Origin of the sequence: Vibrio sp. sp1 (assembly GCF_016920955.1) — a bacterium.
Taxonomy (GTDB): Bacteria; Pseudomonadota; Gammaproteobacteria; order Enterobacterales; family Vibrionaceae; genus Vibrio; species Vibrio alginolyticus.
Window position 1 is genome coordinate 1,838,348 of sequence record NZ_CP060589.1, and the last position, 17,521, is coordinate 1,855,868.

Sequence of the window (17,521 nt, forward strand, 5' to 3'; positions counted from 1 at the left end):
AAAAAAGGAGGGCATAAGCCCTCCTTCTCAAGAAACTGAAGTGTTAAAAGTTCAGTCTTATAGCACGTGTACAGAAGCTGTGTTCGTAGTACCTGAAGCAACTAGAGCGCCAGAAACCATAACAACGATATCGCCTTTGTTACCTAGACCTGATTCTAGAGCAAGTTCTTTACCCGCTACGTAGAATGCGTCAGTGCTTTCGATTGAATCAACAACTACAGGAGTAACACCTTTAGTTAGAACTAGCTGTGCAGCAGTTTTCTTGTTAGTTGTTAGCGCTAGAATGTTTGCAGTTGGGAAGTACTTACGTACTGAACGTGCAGACTTACCGCCTTCAGTTGCAACAACGATAAGTGGAGCAGCTAGTTTCTCAGCTGTGTCTACTGCACCTTTACATACTGCTTCAGTGATGCGTAGGCGTGGGCTGTCTAGACGAGAACCTAGTTCAGCTTTTAGCGCTGAGTCAGTACGGTTCGCGATTTGAGCCATGATAGTTACCGCTTCAACAGGGTATTTACCTTTCGCCGTTTCACCAGAAAGCATTACTGCGTCAGTACCGTCCATTACCGCGTTAGCAACGTCGCCTGCTTCCGCACGAGTAGGACGTGGGTTGTTGATCATAGAATCAAGCATTTGAGTTGCTGTGATAACCATCTTACGTGCACGGTTACACTTCTCGATCATCATTTTCTGAGCGAAGATTACTTCTTCAGCTGGGATTTCAACACCTAGGTCACCACGTGCAACCATGATGCCGTCAGAAAGCTCTAGGATCTCGTCGAAGTTATCAACACCTTCTTGGTTTTCGATCTTAGAGATGATGTGGATGTTCTCGCCGCCGTTTGCAGCAAGTACTTCACGGATTTCTTGAACGTCAGACGCTTTACGGATGAAAGAAGCTGCTACGAAGTCAACGCCTTGCTCACAACCAAACTTAAGGTCGTTCTTATCTTTTTCAGATAGTGCAGGTAGGTTTACAGAAACGCCAGGAAGGTTAACACCTTTGTTTTCGCCTAGTGCACCGTTGTTAAGAACTTTACATTTAACTTCAGTTTCAGTCTTAGAGATAACTTCCATCTCGATTAGACCGTCGTCTACTAGGATAGTGTTACCTACGTTTAGGTCGGCTGCGAAACCAGCGTAAGTTACTGCAACTTTATCTTTGTTACCTACAACTGAAGTGTCAGTTGTGAAAGTGAATTCTTGACCTGCTACTAGATCAACATCGTTACCGCCTTCTAGCTTGATAGTGCGGATTTCTGGACCTTTAGTATCTAGAAGAATTGCTAGTGGTTTGCCAGTAGCTTCCATTACTTTACGGAAGTTCGCGATACGAGTGCCGTGTTCTTCGTAGTCACCGTGAGAGAAGTTAAGGCGCATTACGTTCATGCCTGCGTTAACTAGTTCAGTTAGCTTCTCTACAGATTCTGTTTTAGGGCCAATCGTACATACGATTTTGGTCTTTTTCATGGAAGATACTCTCCGGTAAGTATAGTTACAATTTGAAAGTCGGTTATTTACTCTGAAGTCAGGACGTTTTTGATGACATTTAGTACCTGTCATCCACCGATTTTTCGTCTCATTATTAGAACTTCAGATTCTGAAAGTCTTTCACCAAGTTTAGTCATTTTATGACTAAAAGATCGGCGATTTTGGTTACCTTTTTGTGACTAATCCCACTTTATATGCAGAAAGTTGCAAAAAAATAGCCTTCAATTCTGTAATTTTTTTTCTTTTCGGTGGCGAATTCTACCACTGAATGAATCCAATATCACTGTTTAAGAATTGTCTTAGGACAAGGTTTTATCGAGAAATATTAATTTTTTGGATCGAAATAAATGGACTTGAAAGTTTCGGTTTGACTATAATAAGTTTCACATCGAAACTTAAAGTCAAAACTTAAATGTCGAAACGAAATACTCAATTAAGAAGACACGCCATTTCTAACTTGGTTTCTGAACTAGGAGAAGTCAGCGTTGATGAACTTGCTCAGAAATTCGAAACCTCAGAGGTCACGATTAGAAAGGATTTAGCTTCTTTAGAGAAAAACGGCCAACTTCTACGCCGCTATGGCGGTGCGATTGCTATCCCAAAGGAAGTCATTCACGAAGAATTGGGCGCTAATGTTTCGACTCGAAAGTTAAGCTTAGCAAAAGCAGCAGCATCATTGATTCGCGAGCATAATCGCATCGTGATCGACAGTGGCAGCACGACTGCCGCGCTGATTCAACAGTTGAATGACAAACGTGGCTTAGTGGTCATGACCAACTCGTTGCATGTTGCTAACGCCCTAAATGAATTAGAGAGCGAACCGACACTGCTGATGACTGGCGGTACTTGGGATACGCACTCAGAGTCCTTTCAAGGCAAAGTAGCCGAATCTGTATTACGAGCTTACGACTTTGACCAACTATTCATCGGTGCGGATGGCATCGATCTCGAGCGTGGAACCACGACATTTAATGAGTTGGTTGGCTTAAGTAAGGTAATGGCAGAAGCGTCACGTGAAGTGATCGTAATGATAGAGTCCGAAAAAATCGGCCGTAAGATCCCAAACTTAGAGCTCGCTTGGCATCAAGTTGATGTGTTGGTGACCGATGCAGATATCCAAGCAGAGCATAAAGTACAGATTGAACAACATGGCGTGAAAGTCATTTGCGCCTAATGATGTAATCAGTTTCATATTTCACTTCCCTCTGGATAAAGGCCTTTGCTTGCTGCCTCTATTTGAAATCATGGCTAGGGAAGAACAAAACTACAAACGGAGATAAACACATGTGTGGAATCGTAGGTGCAGTAGCACAACGAGATGTTGCAGAAATTTTGGTTGAAGGTCTACGCCGCTTAGAGTACCGCGGTTACGACTCTGCTGGCGTTGCGGTTGTTGATGGCGAATCAAACCTAACGCGCGTTCGTCGCTTGGGTAAAGTACAAGAATTGGCTGATGCAGTAGAAGAAGCAAAAGTGATCGGCGGAACTGGCATTGCGCACACTCGTTGGGCGACGCACGGTGAACCTTCTGAAATCAATGCTCACCCACACATGTCTGGTGATATCGCAGTTGTCCATAACGGCATCATCGAAAACCATGAAGAGCTGCGTGAGCTGCTTCAATCTCGTGGCTACGTGTTTGAATCGCAAACGGATACAGAAGTTATCGCACACATGGTTGAGTGGGAACTTCGTACTTCAGAAACGCTATTAGAAGCGGTACAAAAAACAGCAAAACAACTTGAAGGCGCATACGGCACGGTAGCGTTGGATCGCAAAGATCCTTCACGCATCGTAGTAGCGCGTTCAGGCAGCCCGATCGTGATCGGTTTTGGTGTAGGTGAAAACTTCCTAGCGTCTGACCAACTTGCATTACTTAACGTTACGCGCCGTTTCATGTACCTAGAAGAAGGGGACGTAGCAGAAATTACTCGCCGTGAAGTCACTGTGTTTGATGCAACGGGTGAGCCAGTTGAGCGTGAAATTGTTGAATCTAACGCAGAGCATGATGCAGGTGATAAAGGCCAATACCGTCACTTCATGCAAAAAGAAATCTATGAGCAACCTAAAGCGTTGATCAACACAATGGAAGGTCGTATCACGGCAGACTCTGTTGTGACAGACGCGATCGGTGTGCACGCGGCAGACATTCTAAGCAAAGTAGAACACGTACAAATCGTCGCGTGTGGTACGTCTTACAACGCAGGTATGACAGCGCGTTACTGGTTTGAAGACATTGCTGGCGTTAGCTGTGATGTAGAAATCGCGTCTGAGTTCCGTTACCGCAAGTTTGTGACTCGTCCAAACAGCCTTCTTATTACGTTGTCTCAGTCTGGTGAAACTGCAGATACGTTAGCAGCACTTCGTCTTGCGAAAGAGAAAGGTTATATGGCGGCGATGACCATTTGTAACGTAGCAGGCTCTTCTCTGGTTCGTGAATCAGATTTTGCATTCATGACTCGCGCTGGCGTCGAAATCGGCGTGGCTTCAACCAAAGCGTTCACGACTCAGCTTTCTGCACTACTTATGCTGGTAACAGCACTAGGTAAAGAGCAAGGCCGCATCAGCAAAGAGAAAGAAAAAGAGATTGTTGAAGCGCTGCATGCACTTCCTAAGCAAATCAACGCGGCACTTTCTTTCGAGAAAGAAATTGAAGCACTAGCAACGGATTTTGCAGACAAGCACCACACATTGTTCCTAGGCCGTGGCGAGTTCTACCCAATCGCGATGGAAGCGTCTCTAAAACTGAAAGAGATCTCTTACATCCACGCAGAAGCGTACGCGGCGGGTGAACTAAAACACGGTCCTCTTGCGCTGATTGATGCTGACATGCCTGTTGTTGTGGTTGCACCAAGCAACGACCTACTTGAAAAGCTAAAATCAAACGTTGAGGAAGTACGTGCGCGTGGCGGTCTTCTGTATGTATTCGCAGATGCAGACGCAGGCTTCGAAGGCGATGAAACAATGAAGATCATCACGATGCCTCACGTTAGTGAAATCACGGCGGCGATCTACTACACCATCCCAATGCAATTGCTGTCTTACTACGTAGCACTGATCAAAGGTACGGACGTAGACCAACCACGTAACCTGGCGAAAGCGGTAACGGTTGAGTAATTACGCTTAACAGCAAAAATCCAAGCGGCACATGCGAGAGTATGTGCCGCTTTTTTATTTAAGCCCACTTTAAGGGGGTGAGTTATTGACCCAACTGGTGAGCGGTTAGAATTGCAGAGTAGACATTTTCTGCCGTCACTGGGAATGGCATATTGTGGATGGTTTCTCCCTCGGCCGTTGAGGCTTCGGCGACCTCGCGCAACTTAGCGTGGTTAAGCTCTTTAACGCCCATATCAAATAAGTTGGTTGGTAGACCTACAGAGCGGCAGAATGCAAGAACCGTATTAATCTCTTCCATCGCTGCGTTTTCTAGTACCAGCTGAACTAGTGTGCCGAACGCGACTTTCTCACCATGATAGAGATGATGACACTCTTCAAGCTTAGTTAGGCCGTTATGAATAGCGTGAGCACCCGCTAGACCACTGCTTTCAAAACCGATACCGCTTAGGTATGTATTGGCTTCAATAATGTTTTCTACCGCTTTGGTGCTCACACCATTTTCTACCGCAGCTTTTGCTTTTACACCATCTTCAAGCAAGGTTTCATAGCAAAGTTTCGCAAGCGCTTGTGCTGAACGCGTCGCTAACCCACCAGCCATTGTTGCCTTACCAGAAGTCATGTTGGCACGAGCTTCAAAGTAGGTGGAAAGCGCGTCGCCCATCCCCGATACAAGTAAGCGAACAGGGGCTTTGGCGATGACTGACGTATCCATGATGACCATGTCTGGGTTTTTAGGGATCATCAAATATTCTGCAAATTCACCTTCAGGTGTGTATATCACCGCAAGCGCTGAGGTTGGTGCATCTGTCGAGGCAATCGTAGGAACCACCACGACAGGAATTTTTGTGTAAAACGCAACAGCCTTTGCTGTATCTAACGTTTTACCACCACCAATACCGACAATGACATCGTGTTTCTGAGTGGCACAAATGTCCGTGATGCGTTCAATCTCAACGCGCGAACATTCGCCACCAAAAATGTTCATAGTGAGTGGAAGCTTTTCGTCAGCAAAGCTTTGTTTGACGTCATCACCAACCAGGTTAGTCACGAACTCATCGGCAATTACTAACGGACGTTCACCTAATGTTTTCACATAGTGAGCGATAGATGTAAGTACTTGTTCACCTTGGACGTATTTGCTTGGGCTGATAATAATTTTGTCCATAATTCAAACCTTTAACCTTTTTTATGTGTGTTTTGGACTGCAATGAATATCCATTGTAGGGATAAGGTTTATATTAGGTTTGGTGTGGTAGGTGGTGAAGGATATCTCTGGTTTTGTTCCATGCTTTTATGACCTCTGTGTCAAACCGACTGTCAGAAGTAATAAGCATCAGCATGCTTTATGGCGCCGATCACTATTCAAGCGAATCTGTCGTTTTTCGTTTCATATTGAAACGAAAATACCGAAGTCGTTGTTTCAATATGAAACAGATTGATTTTTGTTGAGCACGTTTTTTCTCTGTTTAAGATGAATTCATACCCTACATAAAAATATAAATGGAATGAGATAGAACGATGAAAAAGTTAATTAACCAAGTCGATGATGTTGTATTGCAGCAAATGGAAGGCCTAGCATTGTCCCGCCCTGAGCTAAAAGCGAACTACGAACCTCGTTACATGTGGCATGAGGAAACGCCGGGGCAAGTGGCACTGGTTTCTGGTGGTGGCTGTGGTCATGAACCTTTGCACGCAGGTTTTATTGGTAAAGGCATGCTGACAGGCGCCTGCCCAGGAGAGGTATTTACTTCACCTACGCCTGATCAAATGTACGAATGTGGCAACCAAGTGAATACCGGTGAGGGCGTGCTGTTTATCATTAAAAACTACACCGGTGATGTGTTGAACTTTGAAACGGCTGTGGAGCTGCTTCATACCGATGGTATCAAAGTTGGGTCGGTGTTGGTGGATGACGATGTTGCAGTCAAAGACAGCCTATACACCGCTGGTCGCCGTGGCGTTGCTGGAACGGTATTGGTTGAAAAGTTAGTTGGGGCTGCCGCGAGCAAAGGTTATTCGTTGGAGCAATGTGAAGCGCTGGCTCGTCGCGTGAATAATCACTGTCGTTCATTTGGCGTGGCGCTTAATGCTTGTGTTGTACCCGCAGCAGGTAAACCATCTTTTGTTCTGGAAGATGATGAAGTGGAGTTTGGTGTTGGTATCCATGGTGAACCAGGTATCAAGCGAGTGAAATACACCGACGCCGATACGTTAGTGGATGAGATGTTTGCTGAAGTTGCTGAAAACACGCCTTATCAGCGCACATTGCGTATTTGGAATCGTGACGAAGGTGAATGGGATGAAGTGGAATCCAGCATTGAGCCTTTCGCCGCTGAGCACGACTACATCGTGATGGTGAATGGTATGGGTGGTACGCCAACTTCAGAGCTTTACGGAGTGTACCGCCGTCTTGCTCATAACTGCGAGCAAGCGGGGTTCCGTATCGTGCGGAATATGGTCGGTAACTTCTGTACGTCACTCGATATGGAAGGCGTTTCGATTACGTTTCTGAAGGCAGACAAAGAGATGTTGGAGCTGTTTGATGCTCCTGTCGATACGGCCGCGATCAAGTGGTAAGAGGGGGGAGCAAACATGCAAATTGAAAAACAACATATCGTTCACTGGCTAGAGTTATGTGCAAAAACGTATCAAGAGAATCAAGATTTTCTGACCGACCTTGATCGTGATATTGGTGACGCAGACCATGGTCTCAATATGAACCGTGGCTTTAAAAAAGTTGCTGAAAAACTGCCGCAATTTGCGGACCAAAATATCGGCAGCATTCTCAAGAATACGGGCATGACCTTACTTTCTAGTGTTGGTGGGGCAAGTGGTCCGCTGTATGGCACGCTGTTTATTCGCACGGCTGCCGCTGTCGGAACTCGAGAGCAATTAACATTTGAAGAGTTAGTGGATGCACTAAAAAGCGGTGTGGATGGCGTAGTGTCTCGTGGTAAAGCGGAACTGGGTGATAAAACCATGTGTGATGTTTGGTTACCCGTTTTAGTTAGCGTGAAGGCGTCGTTAGAAAATGGCATGAGCGCCGATCACTTACTGAATGAAATGGTTGAGCTAGCAGAAACGAGCGCGGTTGCCACGATTGAAATGTTGGCGAAAAAAGGGCGAGCAAGCTATTTAGGTGAACGTAGTATTGGCCATCAAGACCCCGGTGCAACCTCTTCTCTGTTAATGATTAAAGCACTATACCGAATCAACTTGAAGATGCTGGCTTGAGAACCTGAAAATTATCATTAATTCGAGATGTCAAAGAGCCTGCGATCTCTGGAAGAGTCACTGCAAAAAATTGGTCTATTGCCGCCTTGAAGTCCCGTTTTCTTTTGAAGTAAACGTTGTTCCTCGACTTCTCATTCATTACTTTCCATAGCCGCTCGATTGGGTTGAGGTTTGGACTGTAAGGTGGAAGATAATGCAGTTCAATATTCAGGACAAACGCCGCATCTTTGACTAAGTCACTGCGGTGATATCCCGCACCATCCAAGATGATATGAAGCTTATGAGCTAAGGGATAACTCTTTCTTAACTCACAGAAAAAGCGAACAATCGATTCACTGTTAATGCTCTCATAGTTGTGAACAATGGTTGCTCCAATATCCGACAAGTTCAGTGCGCCAATAATGTTCAATCGGCTACGATTACCCGTTGTTTCAATCACTTTATCCTGACCAGTTCGTATCCAGCCATGAGATATTTTTGTTGATAGTGTTGGGTGAACTGCGTCGATAAAGACTATCGATTCATCCTTGCCACAGCTTGCCTTTAACGCTTCATAAGCCTCTATAAATGCTTGCTGTTGTGCTTCATCAAACTTGTGTGGTACGCCTTTCGGTTGCTTGTAGCTAAAACCATTGTGGTGAAGCCATTTATTCATACCAGAAACCGTGTAATCCAGTCCAAATGTCTCTTTAACGTAAGTGACAATTTGATGCGTATGAGAATAGGTTTTCTCAGTCAAATGCTCGATTAGGTGCATGGTTTGAGTAGCAGAAAGCTTGCTTTGGCTTCCGCCATTTTCAGGCTTAAGTTTTTCAGAAAGAACGTAGTCGCTGAGATGACGAGCAACGGTCGATTCATGAATACGAAGAGCTTGTGAAATCATAGTCTGACTCCAGCCTTCAGAAGCCAGCAAAACAGCCTTAATACGGTCGCAAACTCGACTATCACGTTCAATGTCGTGCATTTGTTCGAGTTGCAGTTTCTGTTGAGGAGTCAGTGTAATTTTCATGGTTCGTAGCATGCTCCTGATTCTATCGAAAATCAAGCATCTTCAATGATCACGGGTATACAGCAGGCAATAGCAGGTAATTAAGATGGTGGGAATTGTAGTTGTATCTCATAGTCGTCGACTTGCAGAAGGGGTGGCAGAACTTGCTACCCAAATGACGCAAGGCAAAGCCAAGCTTGCGATTGCTGCTGGGATTGATGATCCAGAGAACCCGATCGGAACCGATGCCATTGCCGTGATGGAAGCGATTGAGCAGGTACAAGATCAACAAGGGGTTGTTGTGTTGATGGATCTTGGCAGCGCGTTGCTTAGCACGGAAATGGCTCTGGATCTGGTTGATGATCATGTGAGGGAAAATGTCACCCTTATCTCGGCACCTATTGTTGAAGGGACCATGGCGGCGTCGGTGGCTGCTGCTGCCGGGCTACCTTTATCGACGGTAGTCGAAGAGGCACAGAATGCGTTAAGCGTAAAACGAGAGCATCTTGGTGATCAGCCACTAACATCCGCTGAGATAGCGCCAGTATCAGAGAACTTTGAGCAAGAACGGACATTTGATTGGGTAGTGCAAAATCCGCATGGATTACATGCTCGTCCCGCTGCGGCCATTGTTGGTGCACTCGCGCCTTTCGACTGCCAATTATGGTTGAAAAAAGGCGAGCGCCGTGTGAACGCGAAAAGCTTGAACAGCATTGCGAAACTTGGCGTTCGTAGTCAAGAGACGATCACCTTATGCGCACTTGGACCTCAATCCAGTGAAGCAATCAAGGCATTTGAAGCCTTAGCTAGTGAGCACTTCGGAGAAAAAGAGGCGGTTGAGCAAGGCATTATCGAACCTGAAGAAAGCTCGGATACTCTGCTCGATGGCATGACCTCAAATCAGATTGAAGGTGCTGTTGTTGGTATTAGAGTCAATGACGGTATCGCTACTGCTCCTGCTGTCCTTTTTACTCATGAAATGCCAGCAGTGCCTGAACGTGATTTCCAAAGTGAACAAGATGAAATTGAACGGGTTAAGCGTGCGATAGGCGTGGTTGTTCAACATTTGCAGGAGCAAGCGAAGCAGCCGAAAGGGGAAATATTTTCCGCTCATAGCATGATGCTCAGTGACCCAGAATTATGGGCATCGGTCGAGTCGCGAATTCAAACGGGCATGATAGCCGAGCAAGCTTGGGTAGAATCACTGCAAACGTTGGCCAAAGAGTTTCGCCAGGCAGAAAGTCAGTACATGCGGGAACGCGAAGCAGATGTGCATGATATAGCACGCCAAGTTATGGTCGAAATGACAGGCGTAACGCCTAATGCCATCGACATTCAGGAACCGAGTATTTTGTTGGCCCGTGACCTTATGCCTTCTGATGTGGCCGGGCTTGATAAATCTAAAGTGCTTGGTATCTGTTTGAGTGAAGGAGGAAAAACCTCTCACAGTGCGATTCTTGCTCGTGCGATGGGGATTCCTGCCATCGTTAAAGCTCAGGGTTGTCTTGATGCTGTGCGTGCTGGGCAAGTGGTGACTATTGATGGCTTTCGAGGGCATTTATGGTTCTCTCCTTCAGATGCCATACAACAGGAATTAGAAGCGCAACAAATTGAGTGGCAAAGCACCCGACAAAGTGCACTAGCGAGTGCTCAGCAAGCCGCAGTCACCTGTGATGGTGTCCATATTCCAGTATTCGCCAATATTGGTGGACCGAAAGATATTGATGATGCACTAACATCAGGAGCTGAGGGCATTGGTCTATTTCGGACTGAGTTTCTATTTCAAAACAGTGATGAGTTGCCAACTGAGGAAGCGCAATATCAAGTCTATCGTGATATTGCCGCCGCACTTGGTGATAAGCCACTTACGATTAGAAGTTTAGATGTTGGCGGTGACAAGCCTTTAGCCGCTTATCCTATGCCATCGGAAGATAATCCATTTTTAGGTTTGAGAGGGGTGCGGTTGTGCCTTCAACATGAGTCATTGTTTACCGCCCAACTTCGAGCCATTCTGAGAGCCTTTCACGAGCAACCGAATATTCAATTGATGATACCGATGGTGGCCCAGGTTGAAGAAGTGAGAAAAGTAAAAGCGCTGTTGGCACATCAAGCAAACCAACTTGGCTTGGATGCGACTCATTTACCTGTCGGTATTATGATTGAAGTACCAGCCGCGGTGTTGAATGCTGATGCGTTAGCACAAGAAGTCGACTTTTTCTCTATCGGCACCAATGATTTGACTCAATATGTTATGGCCGCCGATCGAGGTAACGCCGCTGTTGCTGAATTGGTGAACTACTTTGAACCATCGGTACTAAAAGCCATTGAGCTCACGTGTGCAGCAGGCGATCGCGCGGGCATACCGGTTAGTATGTGTGGTGAGATGGCTAGCGATCCAAATGCCACAGAAACATTGCTTCGCGTGGGGTTGCGAAAATTCAGCGCCAGTTCGAGTATGCTCCCGGGACTAAAAGCGCAGATTCGTCAGTTGTCTGTCGATGTTTAATCGATACCTTATCGTTAGTACATCTGTACCGGCGTGCTTACGCCGGTTTTACTTTTGTTATAGGAACGCCAATTCACGACTTAATACAGCTTCATTTGCTCCTGCAGCCCAAACTTATTAATTTTTCTCCATAAGGTCGTGCGGCCAATTTGCAATGCTTTCGCCATATCATGCATTTTGCCATCACACTGATTCCAAGCCTGAACGATAGCTCTTCTCTCGGCTTCTTCTAACGTGATTACTGGCGTATTTTCTGCGGTATGGCGAGAATTCAGTTTAATGTCTTCAGGAATATCGTTCAGCTTGATTAAGTTGGAACTGCGGTTCAGCAAAATTCGCTCAGTTCGGTTTCTTAATTCAGAGTTGTTGCCTGACCAACGAAAATTCATCAACGCTTCCAGTGCGACTGGCTCTATCGAGATCGTCACATTGTGGCGGCGTTCATAATGGCTGATAAGCTGCTGGACGAGAAATTCAATGTCTTCTTTACGCTTTCGTAGTGGCGGAATATGCAGCTCGTTCGAGGAGATTTCATAATAAAGTTGCCGACCAAATGAGCGCTGAGTGACATACTCGCTGATCTCTGAAGCGGTGCTCGTAATAAGTTGAAAGTCTACGGGGATCAATCGCAAACTGTCGCTGCGGCTGACGAGCCCAGTTTTTAACAACTTAAGTAACACGGCTTGTAAATCGGGCGACAGATATTCCACCTTCTCTAAAAAGAGCGTACCGCCATGGGCGAGTTCAAACTTAGAAGGCATGCCTTGTCCTTCGTCGTAGCCTAGGGTTTCTTTGACCAGTTGCTCTGTATTGATGGAGCGGCAGTTGAGCGTAATGAACGGCCCTTCTTTGTAAGTGCTTTCGTTATGGATCGCCATGGCGAGAGTGGCTTTTCCTACACCTTCTTCACCTGTAATTAGAATCGGTGATTTGGACTTTATGGCCCGTTTTGCAACGGTAATGACATGCTTCATTTTTCGTGAAATGACAGGCAAAGTGCTGAACGTATAGCGCGCACTGCCACCTATTTGTTGTTGAGCAAGTTCGCGAATTTTATCGATAGGGTGCAAGAACAATAAGTGTGTGCCGTCGTTGAGTGGACGCAAGGTGATGATCGCCTCAACAAACTCGCCACGAACCTCTACCGTTGTGAGTTTTCGGTTGATGCTTGCACCCGACTCAATACTATTGAGGACATTTGGCGGGAAGCGTAAAACAGCAAAGACTTCTTTATCCAAGACCTGACTGGCTTCAATGTTTAACAAACGCTCGGACTGGTGATTTACCATGGTTATACGGCTTTCTTCATCCCAGGCCAGAAGGCCGTCATCCATGCATTCTAACGTTGCGTTGTGCGCACAAGTAAGGCGGTTCATGTTTTCTTGTTCCGACTGAATGTGGATTTGCAAACTGACTTCTTTCGCGCTCGACGCGATGATGACTAAGTCTTCTTTCTTATAGCTTTCCGTTTTTTTGAAAAGGCATGTTGTACCGCGTAATTTGCCAAATTGGTCGAAAACAGGCGCCGCTACAGAGGCATAAGAGTGCAAGTGGCGATTGAAATGTTCTGCAGCAAAAACTTCACATGGGATGTGAGTGTTGATACAGAGATTGACTGCATTTGTGCCAATTTTCCCTTCAGACAGAAAGCAGCCTTGTTTAATACCGAGTGCTTGCATCTCTTGTCGCATAGAGTCGTGCCCGACGGTGGAGAGAATACAGCCGTTGCCATCAGTCACCATCAATAGCAGGTCTTCGTCTCCTAGCATATCGTAAGTGTCTTCAAGTACGGTAGTGGCGCATTCGATGAGGTGCTCGTTGCGTTTCATCAGAGATGAGAAGGTAAAACCAGAGGCAATATGTGGTTTTGACCAGGTATAAGGGCTGCATTGCTTTATGCAACGCTCCCACGACTCGAGGACGGGAGTGCGGGAAAATTCTGGAGATACCCAGTGGTGTTTCTGGAAAAACTCCCACTTAGTTTTAGTGTCTTCGATTGAAAGCATGCGATCCCGTTTCAATACTAGCGATAGATTGGTCTGATGTTACAGAGACATCGGAATATGGACTGTGATGGCTTTCACGCACGTTGTATAGAAGAATGTGCAAAAAGAGGGGCGAGTTGAGGAGGCTTCCGTGCCAGTTTTTCGATTAAAAAGGGCTGTCTTTGCCGAGCTCATTGCAAATCTCGACAATGGCAAGTGAGAGCCCTGACTTAATGATTTGTTGTTGACGTTGCAGTTGTAGCTGATAAAACTCAAGGTCGATGTCGTCATCTGGTTCGCTGACTTCCAGTTGCACCATGCCCATTTTCTTCACCAAGTGCAGTTTCTTAATTGGTTCTAGAATATTCGGGTCAGTGAATTCGTAATCTGAAGCGTCACTATTGAGTTGGTTTTTGAGTTTGATGATGTCTTCGATGTCGTGGTAGATGTCATCGGGGAGCACTCCCAAGCCAAACAATAACTTCAAACGAACAGACAGATCGCCCAGCGGTCCAGAGTCTTGTAGCAGCGGACCGACAACCGATTGAACAGCGAAGTTATCTTTACGAAAGATTCTTTGCACCAACCCGTCGATCGAATCGTTAAAAACGTCGACTGCTGCAATGAAAAAGCCTCGTACCGATGGTGCGCTGTTTAATCGCTCAATGATCTCGGTTTCGTTGATGTTATCTGCCATATACTGAATACATTTCTAATTATTAGCTATCCCAACTCTTCAAGCAGAGAAGGACATAGAAGGGGAGCCGAGCTCCCCTAGGTAAATCAAAGTTGGTTGTAAAGTGTCTCGATTTGAGCCACTTCATCGCTGTCTTCTGCAAGACCTGTGTATGTCGCTAGCGTCTTCTTCACACCCACTTCTTTTAATGAGTTTTGTAGCTCTACGGCTTGTGGGTCAGTGTCGTTAGTGTACTTCAACGCAGCGGCAATGCCTTTCAAAAGTGTTTGATTTTCAGTGCCATACTCAATTGTACCGAGTAAAGGCTTCACTAATCTATCGTTTGCACCCAATTTTCGAATTGGTTGACGACCTACGCGGTCCACCTCATCCACTAAGTATGGGTTGGCAAAGCGTCCTAAAATCTTCTCGATGTAGGCGTTGTGCATGTCACGGTCGAAGCCGTAACGTTTGATCAGCACTTCACCACTTTCTTGCATCGCCTGTTTTACTTCAGCGTGAATGCTTGGGTCTTCAATTGCTTCACGAATGGTACGATGGCCTTTCAAGCAACCTAGGTAAGCGGTAATGCAGTGGCCTGTATTGAGAGTGAATAGCTTGCGTTCTACGAATGCCATTAGGTTGTTGGTTCTTTCCATGCCAGCTATGTCAGGGATTTCGCCCTTGAATTGCTGCTCATCCACAATCCATTCGCTAAAACTCTCTACAGTGACTTCTAGTGGGTCATCGTTCGCCGCTTCTGCTGGTGGTACGATACGGTCTACCGCTGAATCGACAAAGCCAACCAACTCGTCTGCTTTCGCGTGCAATGATTCATCCAAGTGTTTATACACTTCACCTTTTAGGTGTGTGGTGCCACGAACCATGTTTTCACACGCTATGATGTTCAATGGTTTATCGTTACCTGCTGCAAAGCGTTTAGCAATGCCGGTAGCGATGGTTTTTGCAATGATGTCCAGTACGTTAGGGCCAACCGCTGTTGTTACCAAGTCGGTTTTTACAATGCGGTCAATGACATCTTCACTGGCTGAGTTAACCGCGGTGACGTGAGTTACTGTGTCGATTTGGCACTCAGTACCGACCACTTTTACTTTGTATTCTTGCTTGTGACTCAGTTGGTCGACGAGTGGAGCGTCAACGTCTGCGAATGTCACCTCGACTTCTGCGTCTGCTAATAGTTTACCGATGAAGCCACGACCAATGTTACCTGCGCCAAAATGAACTGCGTTTTTCATAATTCTTACCTACCAATGTCTAAAATGTTGACTTACGAAACTAGGGGGAGGCCAACCGCATAGGGGGTGACAGCTGACCTCATTTGCCTCAGGAGCAAATTAAAGGGGTAATTAAGCCGCTTGTTGACCGCCAAGGATGTTTAGAATCTCTTCCACATCGTTGGTGCTGGTTAGCTTCTCAATTGCCTCCGGCTCATCGAGCGCGTTCGTAATGGTGGTAATCACCTGGATGTGCTCATCGTTCTTAGCGGCAATGCCGATAACCAGTTTCGCAACATCGTCGTCGTCTTCAGTAAATTGGATACCCGATGGGTATTGGCAGATTACAATGCCGGTTTTCTTCACGCGGTCTTTCGCTTCCACCGTACCGTGAGGCACTGCGATAGATTCGCCTAGGTAAGTTGGAACCAATGCTTCACGCTCAAACATCGCGTCTACGTATTCTGGTTCTGCGTAGCCAAGTTCGACCAACTTGTTGCCCGCGAAGCGAATCGCTTCTTCTTTGTTGGCAGCTTTCAAACCTAGGTGAATGTTTTCACGCTGGATTTGGAACACCGACGTTTGCTGTGGCTCGAAGTTGTCGTCGTTTGCTGCCACGAGCGAAACTTTTACCATTTGGTCGTCATTGGCTGCGGATTGGTTTTGCGCTGCTAGTAGTTTGGTGACTAGCTGGTTGTACATCTCGCTATCTAGGAAGTTAGTCAATGAAATGTGGTGTGCGTTTGGAGCATGCTTACGTGCACGATCCGTTAAGTCTTTATGAGTAATCACGATATCTGCACTCTCTGGTAAGCTGTTAATGGCAAGGTTGGTTACGTGGATGTTCAGACCTGCGTCTTGAACCTTTTTGCGTAGCATGCTCGCGCCCATTGCACTCGAGCCCATGCCCGCATCACAAGCGACAATGATGCTTTGTACTGTCGCTAGGTCTACGTCACCTTTGCTTTGGCTGTTTACCACCGCATCGTTTTTAGATGCAGATTTCATGTCTTTCATTTGTGATGTTGCTTTTTCTAGTGCTGCTTCATCACCGTCTTCTTCTGTTGACGTTTGAGTCTTCATTAGCAGTGCTGCTACGGCGAATGACACGCCTGTTGCTGCTGCGATAGACGCTAGAACACCAACGATTGAGCCTTTCTGAGTCATCAACAAGATTGCAAAGATTGAACCTGGTGATGCTGGAGAAACGATACCTGCGTTAAAGATAGTTAGAACGAATACGCCAGTCATACCACCTGCGATAGCCGCAAGGATTAGGCGAGGGTTCATTAGGATGTATGGGAAGTAAATCTCGTGGATACCGCCGAAGAAGTGGATGATTGATGCACCACCTGCCGTTTGACGAGCCGTACCTTTACCAAACACCATGTAAGCTAGCAGGATACCTAGACCAGGACCTGGGTTTGCTTCGATTAGGAAGAAGATCGACTGACCTGTTTCAGACGCTTGTTGGATACCCAGTGGAGAGAAAATACCGTGGTTGATCGCATTGTTTAGGAACAGGATCTTCGCAGGTTCAACGAAGATTGAAGTCAGTGGTAGTAGGTGAGCAGAAACTAGGAAGTTAACGCCAGCCGCCAAGCCACCAGAAAGAATTTTTACGAATGGACCGATAAAGATGAAGGCAAGGATCGCACATAGCATGCCGATGATGCCCGCAGAGAAGTTGTTAACCAACATCTCGAAGCCACTTTTTACTTTACCATCGATGTAGTTATCGAATTTCTTGATAGCCCAGCCGCCCATTGGGCCGACCATCATTGCCCCCATAAACATTGGGATGTCTGTGCCGACAATCACACCCATTGTTGTGATTGCACCGACTACCGCACCACGATCGCCACCAACTAATTTACCACCGGTGTAACCGATAAGTAGTGGCAGCAAGTAGGTAATCATTGGGCCAACCATAGAGGCTAACGTTTCGTTTGGTAGCCATCCAGTTGGGATAAATAGAGCAGTGATAAAGCCCCACGCGATAAACGCGCCGATGTTTGGCATTACCATGTTTGACAGAAAACGACCAAAATTTTGTATCTTGATCTTGGCATCTGGTGATATCATAACAATTCCCCGTTCGATGTTCTGATGAATCTTGTTGTAGTAAACGGTTCGCCAAAACCGTTTGTTTGATTGCTTAGTACCCAATCAATTTACCACACATTTTCCAATTGGAACTGACAACGGGTTTTTTGTGATCTACGCCCGCATTTCTTAGGCTGAGAAACGGTTTTTAAGTGACCAAGTTCAACTTATTAACTTGTAACT

12 protein-coding genes are annotated in these 17,521 nt (G+C 46.1%); 5 read left to right on the forward strand and 7 right to left on the reverse strand.

The features are described 5' to 3' along the window. Positions 1-57: 57 nt before the first annotated feature. On the reverse strand, positions 58-1,470 hold the full coding sequence (gene pykF, locus H9L11_RS08740) for a pyruvate kinase PykF (protein WP_005392243.1): 1,413 nt from the start codon (positions 1,468-1,470) through the stop codon (positions 58-60). Between the two features lie 433 nt (positions 1,471-1,903). Here pykF and H9L11_RS08745 point away from each other — a divergent pair, with 433 nt between their 5' ends. Together H9L11_RS08745 and glmS are read left to right on the forward strand one after the other, a co-directional pair. Then, complete coding sequence (locus tag H9L11_RS08745; protein ID WP_033906045.1) at positions 1,904-2,665, forward strand: DeoR family transcriptional regulator; 762 nt, start codon at positions 1,904-1,906, stop codon at positions 2,663-2,665. Positions 2,666-2,775: 110 nt separating this feature from the next. Then, positions 2,776-4,608: a glutamine--fructose-6-phosphate transaminase (isomerizing) gene (glmS, locus tag H9L11_RS08750; protein WP_033906046.1), complete on the forward strand. Its 1,833-nt coding sequence runs from the start codon at positions 2,776-2,778 to the stop codon at positions 4,606-4,608. 82 nt (positions 4,609-4,690) lie between these two features. Here the strand turns inward: glmS and H9L11_RS08755 are convergent, their stop codons facing one another. Next, positions 4,691-5,773 (reverse strand): glycerol dehydrogenase, encoded by a 1,083-nt coding sequence (locus H9L11_RS08755; protein WP_005379703.1) that lies wholly within the window; start codon positions 5,771-5,773, stop codon positions 4,691-4,693. Between the two features lie 353 nt (positions 5,774-6,126). Between H9L11_RS08755 and dhaK the strand changes: the two genes are divergently transcribed. Continuing rightward, the gene (dhaK, locus tag H9L11_RS08760; protein ID WP_047101950.1) at positions 6,127-7,185 is read left to right on the forward strand and encodes a dihydroxyacetone kinase subunit DhaK; all 1,059 of its coding nucleotides are present in this window, start codon (positions 6,127-6,129) and stop codon (positions 7,183-7,185) included. Between the two features lie 15 nt (positions 7,186-7,200). Continuing rightward, positions 7,201-7,842 (forward strand): dihydroxyacetone kinase subunit DhaL, encoded by a 642-nt coding sequence (gene dhaL, locus H9L11_RS08765; protein ID WP_205390704.1) that lies wholly within the window; start codon positions 7,201-7,203, stop codon positions 7,840-7,842. Here dhaL and H9L11_RS08770 read toward each other — a convergent pair. Then, entirely contained in the window at positions 7,820-8,851 is a 1,032-nt protein-coding gene (locus H9L11_RS08770; RefSeq protein WP_001927356.1) for an IS630 family transposase, read from the reverse strand. The genes dhaL and H9L11_RS08770 overlap by 23 nt on opposite strands. Before the next feature lie 85 nt (positions 8,852-8,936). Here H9L11_RS08770 and ptsP point away from each other — a divergent pair, with 85 nt between their 5' ends. After that, positions 8,937-11,336: a phosphoenolpyruvate--protein phosphotransferase gene (ptsP, locus tag H9L11_RS08775; RefSeq protein ID WP_205390705.1), complete on the forward strand. Its 2,400-nt coding sequence runs from the start codon at positions 8,937-8,939 to the stop codon at positions 11,334-11,336. Positions 11,337-11,416: 80 nt separating this feature from the next. On the opposite strand, the gene dhaR is transcribed toward ptsP, so the two are convergent. The 4 genes from dhaR to H9L11_RS08795 all read right to left on the reverse strand — a co-directional run bounded on the left by dhaR (position 11,417) and on the right by H9L11_RS08795 (position 17,317). Next, complete coding sequence (gene dhaR, locus H9L11_RS08780; RefSeq protein WP_054576652.1) at positions 11,417-13,342, reverse strand: dihydroxyacetone kinase operon transcriptional regulator DhaR; 1,926 nt, start codon at positions 13,340-13,342, stop codon at positions 11,417-11,419. Between the two features lie 145 nt (positions 13,343-13,487). Continuing rightward, the gene (locus tag H9L11_RS08785) at positions 13,488-14,018 is read right to left on the reverse strand and encodes an MltR family transcriptional regulator (protein WP_005379708.1); all 531 of its coding nucleotides are present in this window, start codon (positions 14,016-14,018) and stop codon (positions 13,488-13,490) included. Between the two features lie 86 nt (positions 14,019-14,104). Further along, positions 14,105-15,253: a mannitol-1-phosphate 5-dehydrogenase gene (locus tag H9L11_RS08790; RefSeq protein WP_005379709.1), complete on the reverse strand. Its 1,149-nt coding sequence runs from the start codon at positions 15,251-15,253 to the stop codon at positions 14,105-14,107. Positions 15,254-15,364: 111 nt separating this feature from the next. After that, complete coding sequence (locus H9L11_RS08795) at positions 15,365-17,317, reverse strand: PTS mannitol transporter subunit IICBA (protein WP_005379710.1); 1,953 nt, start codon at positions 17,315-17,317, stop codon at positions 15,365-15,367. Between the last annotated feature and the right edge of the window lie 204 nt (positions 17,318-17,521).

Coding starts and splice junctions, on each gene's coding strand:
- pykF (WP_005392243.1), bottom strand. CDS start 1,470: ATGAAAAAGACCAAAATCGTATGTACGATTGGCCCTAAAACAGAATCT.
- H9L11_RS08745 (WP_033906045.1), top strand. CDS start 1,904: ATGTCGAAACGAAATACTCAATTAAGAAGACACGCCATTTCTAACTTG.
- glmS (WP_033906046.1), top strand. CDS start 2,776: ATGTGTGGAATCGTAGGTGCAGTAGCACAACGAGATGTTGCAGAAATT.
- H9L11_RS08755 (WP_005379703.1), bottom strand. CDS start 5,773: ATGGACAAAATTATTATCAGCCCAAGCAAATACGTCCAAGGTGAACAA.
- dhaK (WP_047101950.1), top strand. CDS start 6,127: ATGAAAAAGTTAATTAACCAAGTCGATGATGTTGTATTGCAGCAAATG.
- dhaL (WP_205390704.1), top strand. CDS start 7,201: ATGCAAATTGAAAAACAACATATCGTTCACTGGCTAGAGTTATGTGCA.
- H9L11_RS08770 (WP_001927356.1), bottom strand. CDS start 8,851: ATGAAAATTACACTGACTCCTCAACAGAAACTGCAACTCGAACAAATG.
- ptsP (WP_205390705.1), top strand. CDS start 8,937: ATGGTGGGAATTGTAGTTGTATCTCATAGTCGTCGACTTGCAGAAGGG.
- dhaR (WP_054576652.1), bottom strand. CDS start 13,342: ATGCTTTCAATCGAAGACACTAAAACTAAGTGGGAGTTTTTCCAGAAA.
- H9L11_RS08785 (WP_005379708.1), bottom strand. CDS start 14,018: ATGGCAGATAACATCAACGAAACCGAGATCATTGAGCGATTAAACAGC.
- H9L11_RS08790 (WP_005379709.1), bottom strand. CDS start 15,253: ATGAAAAACGCAGTTCATTTTGGCGCAGGTAACATTGGTCGTGGCTTC.
- H9L11_RS08795 (WP_005379710.1), bottom strand. CDS start 17,317: ATGATATCACCAGATGCCAAGATCAAGATACAAAATTTTGGTCGTTTT.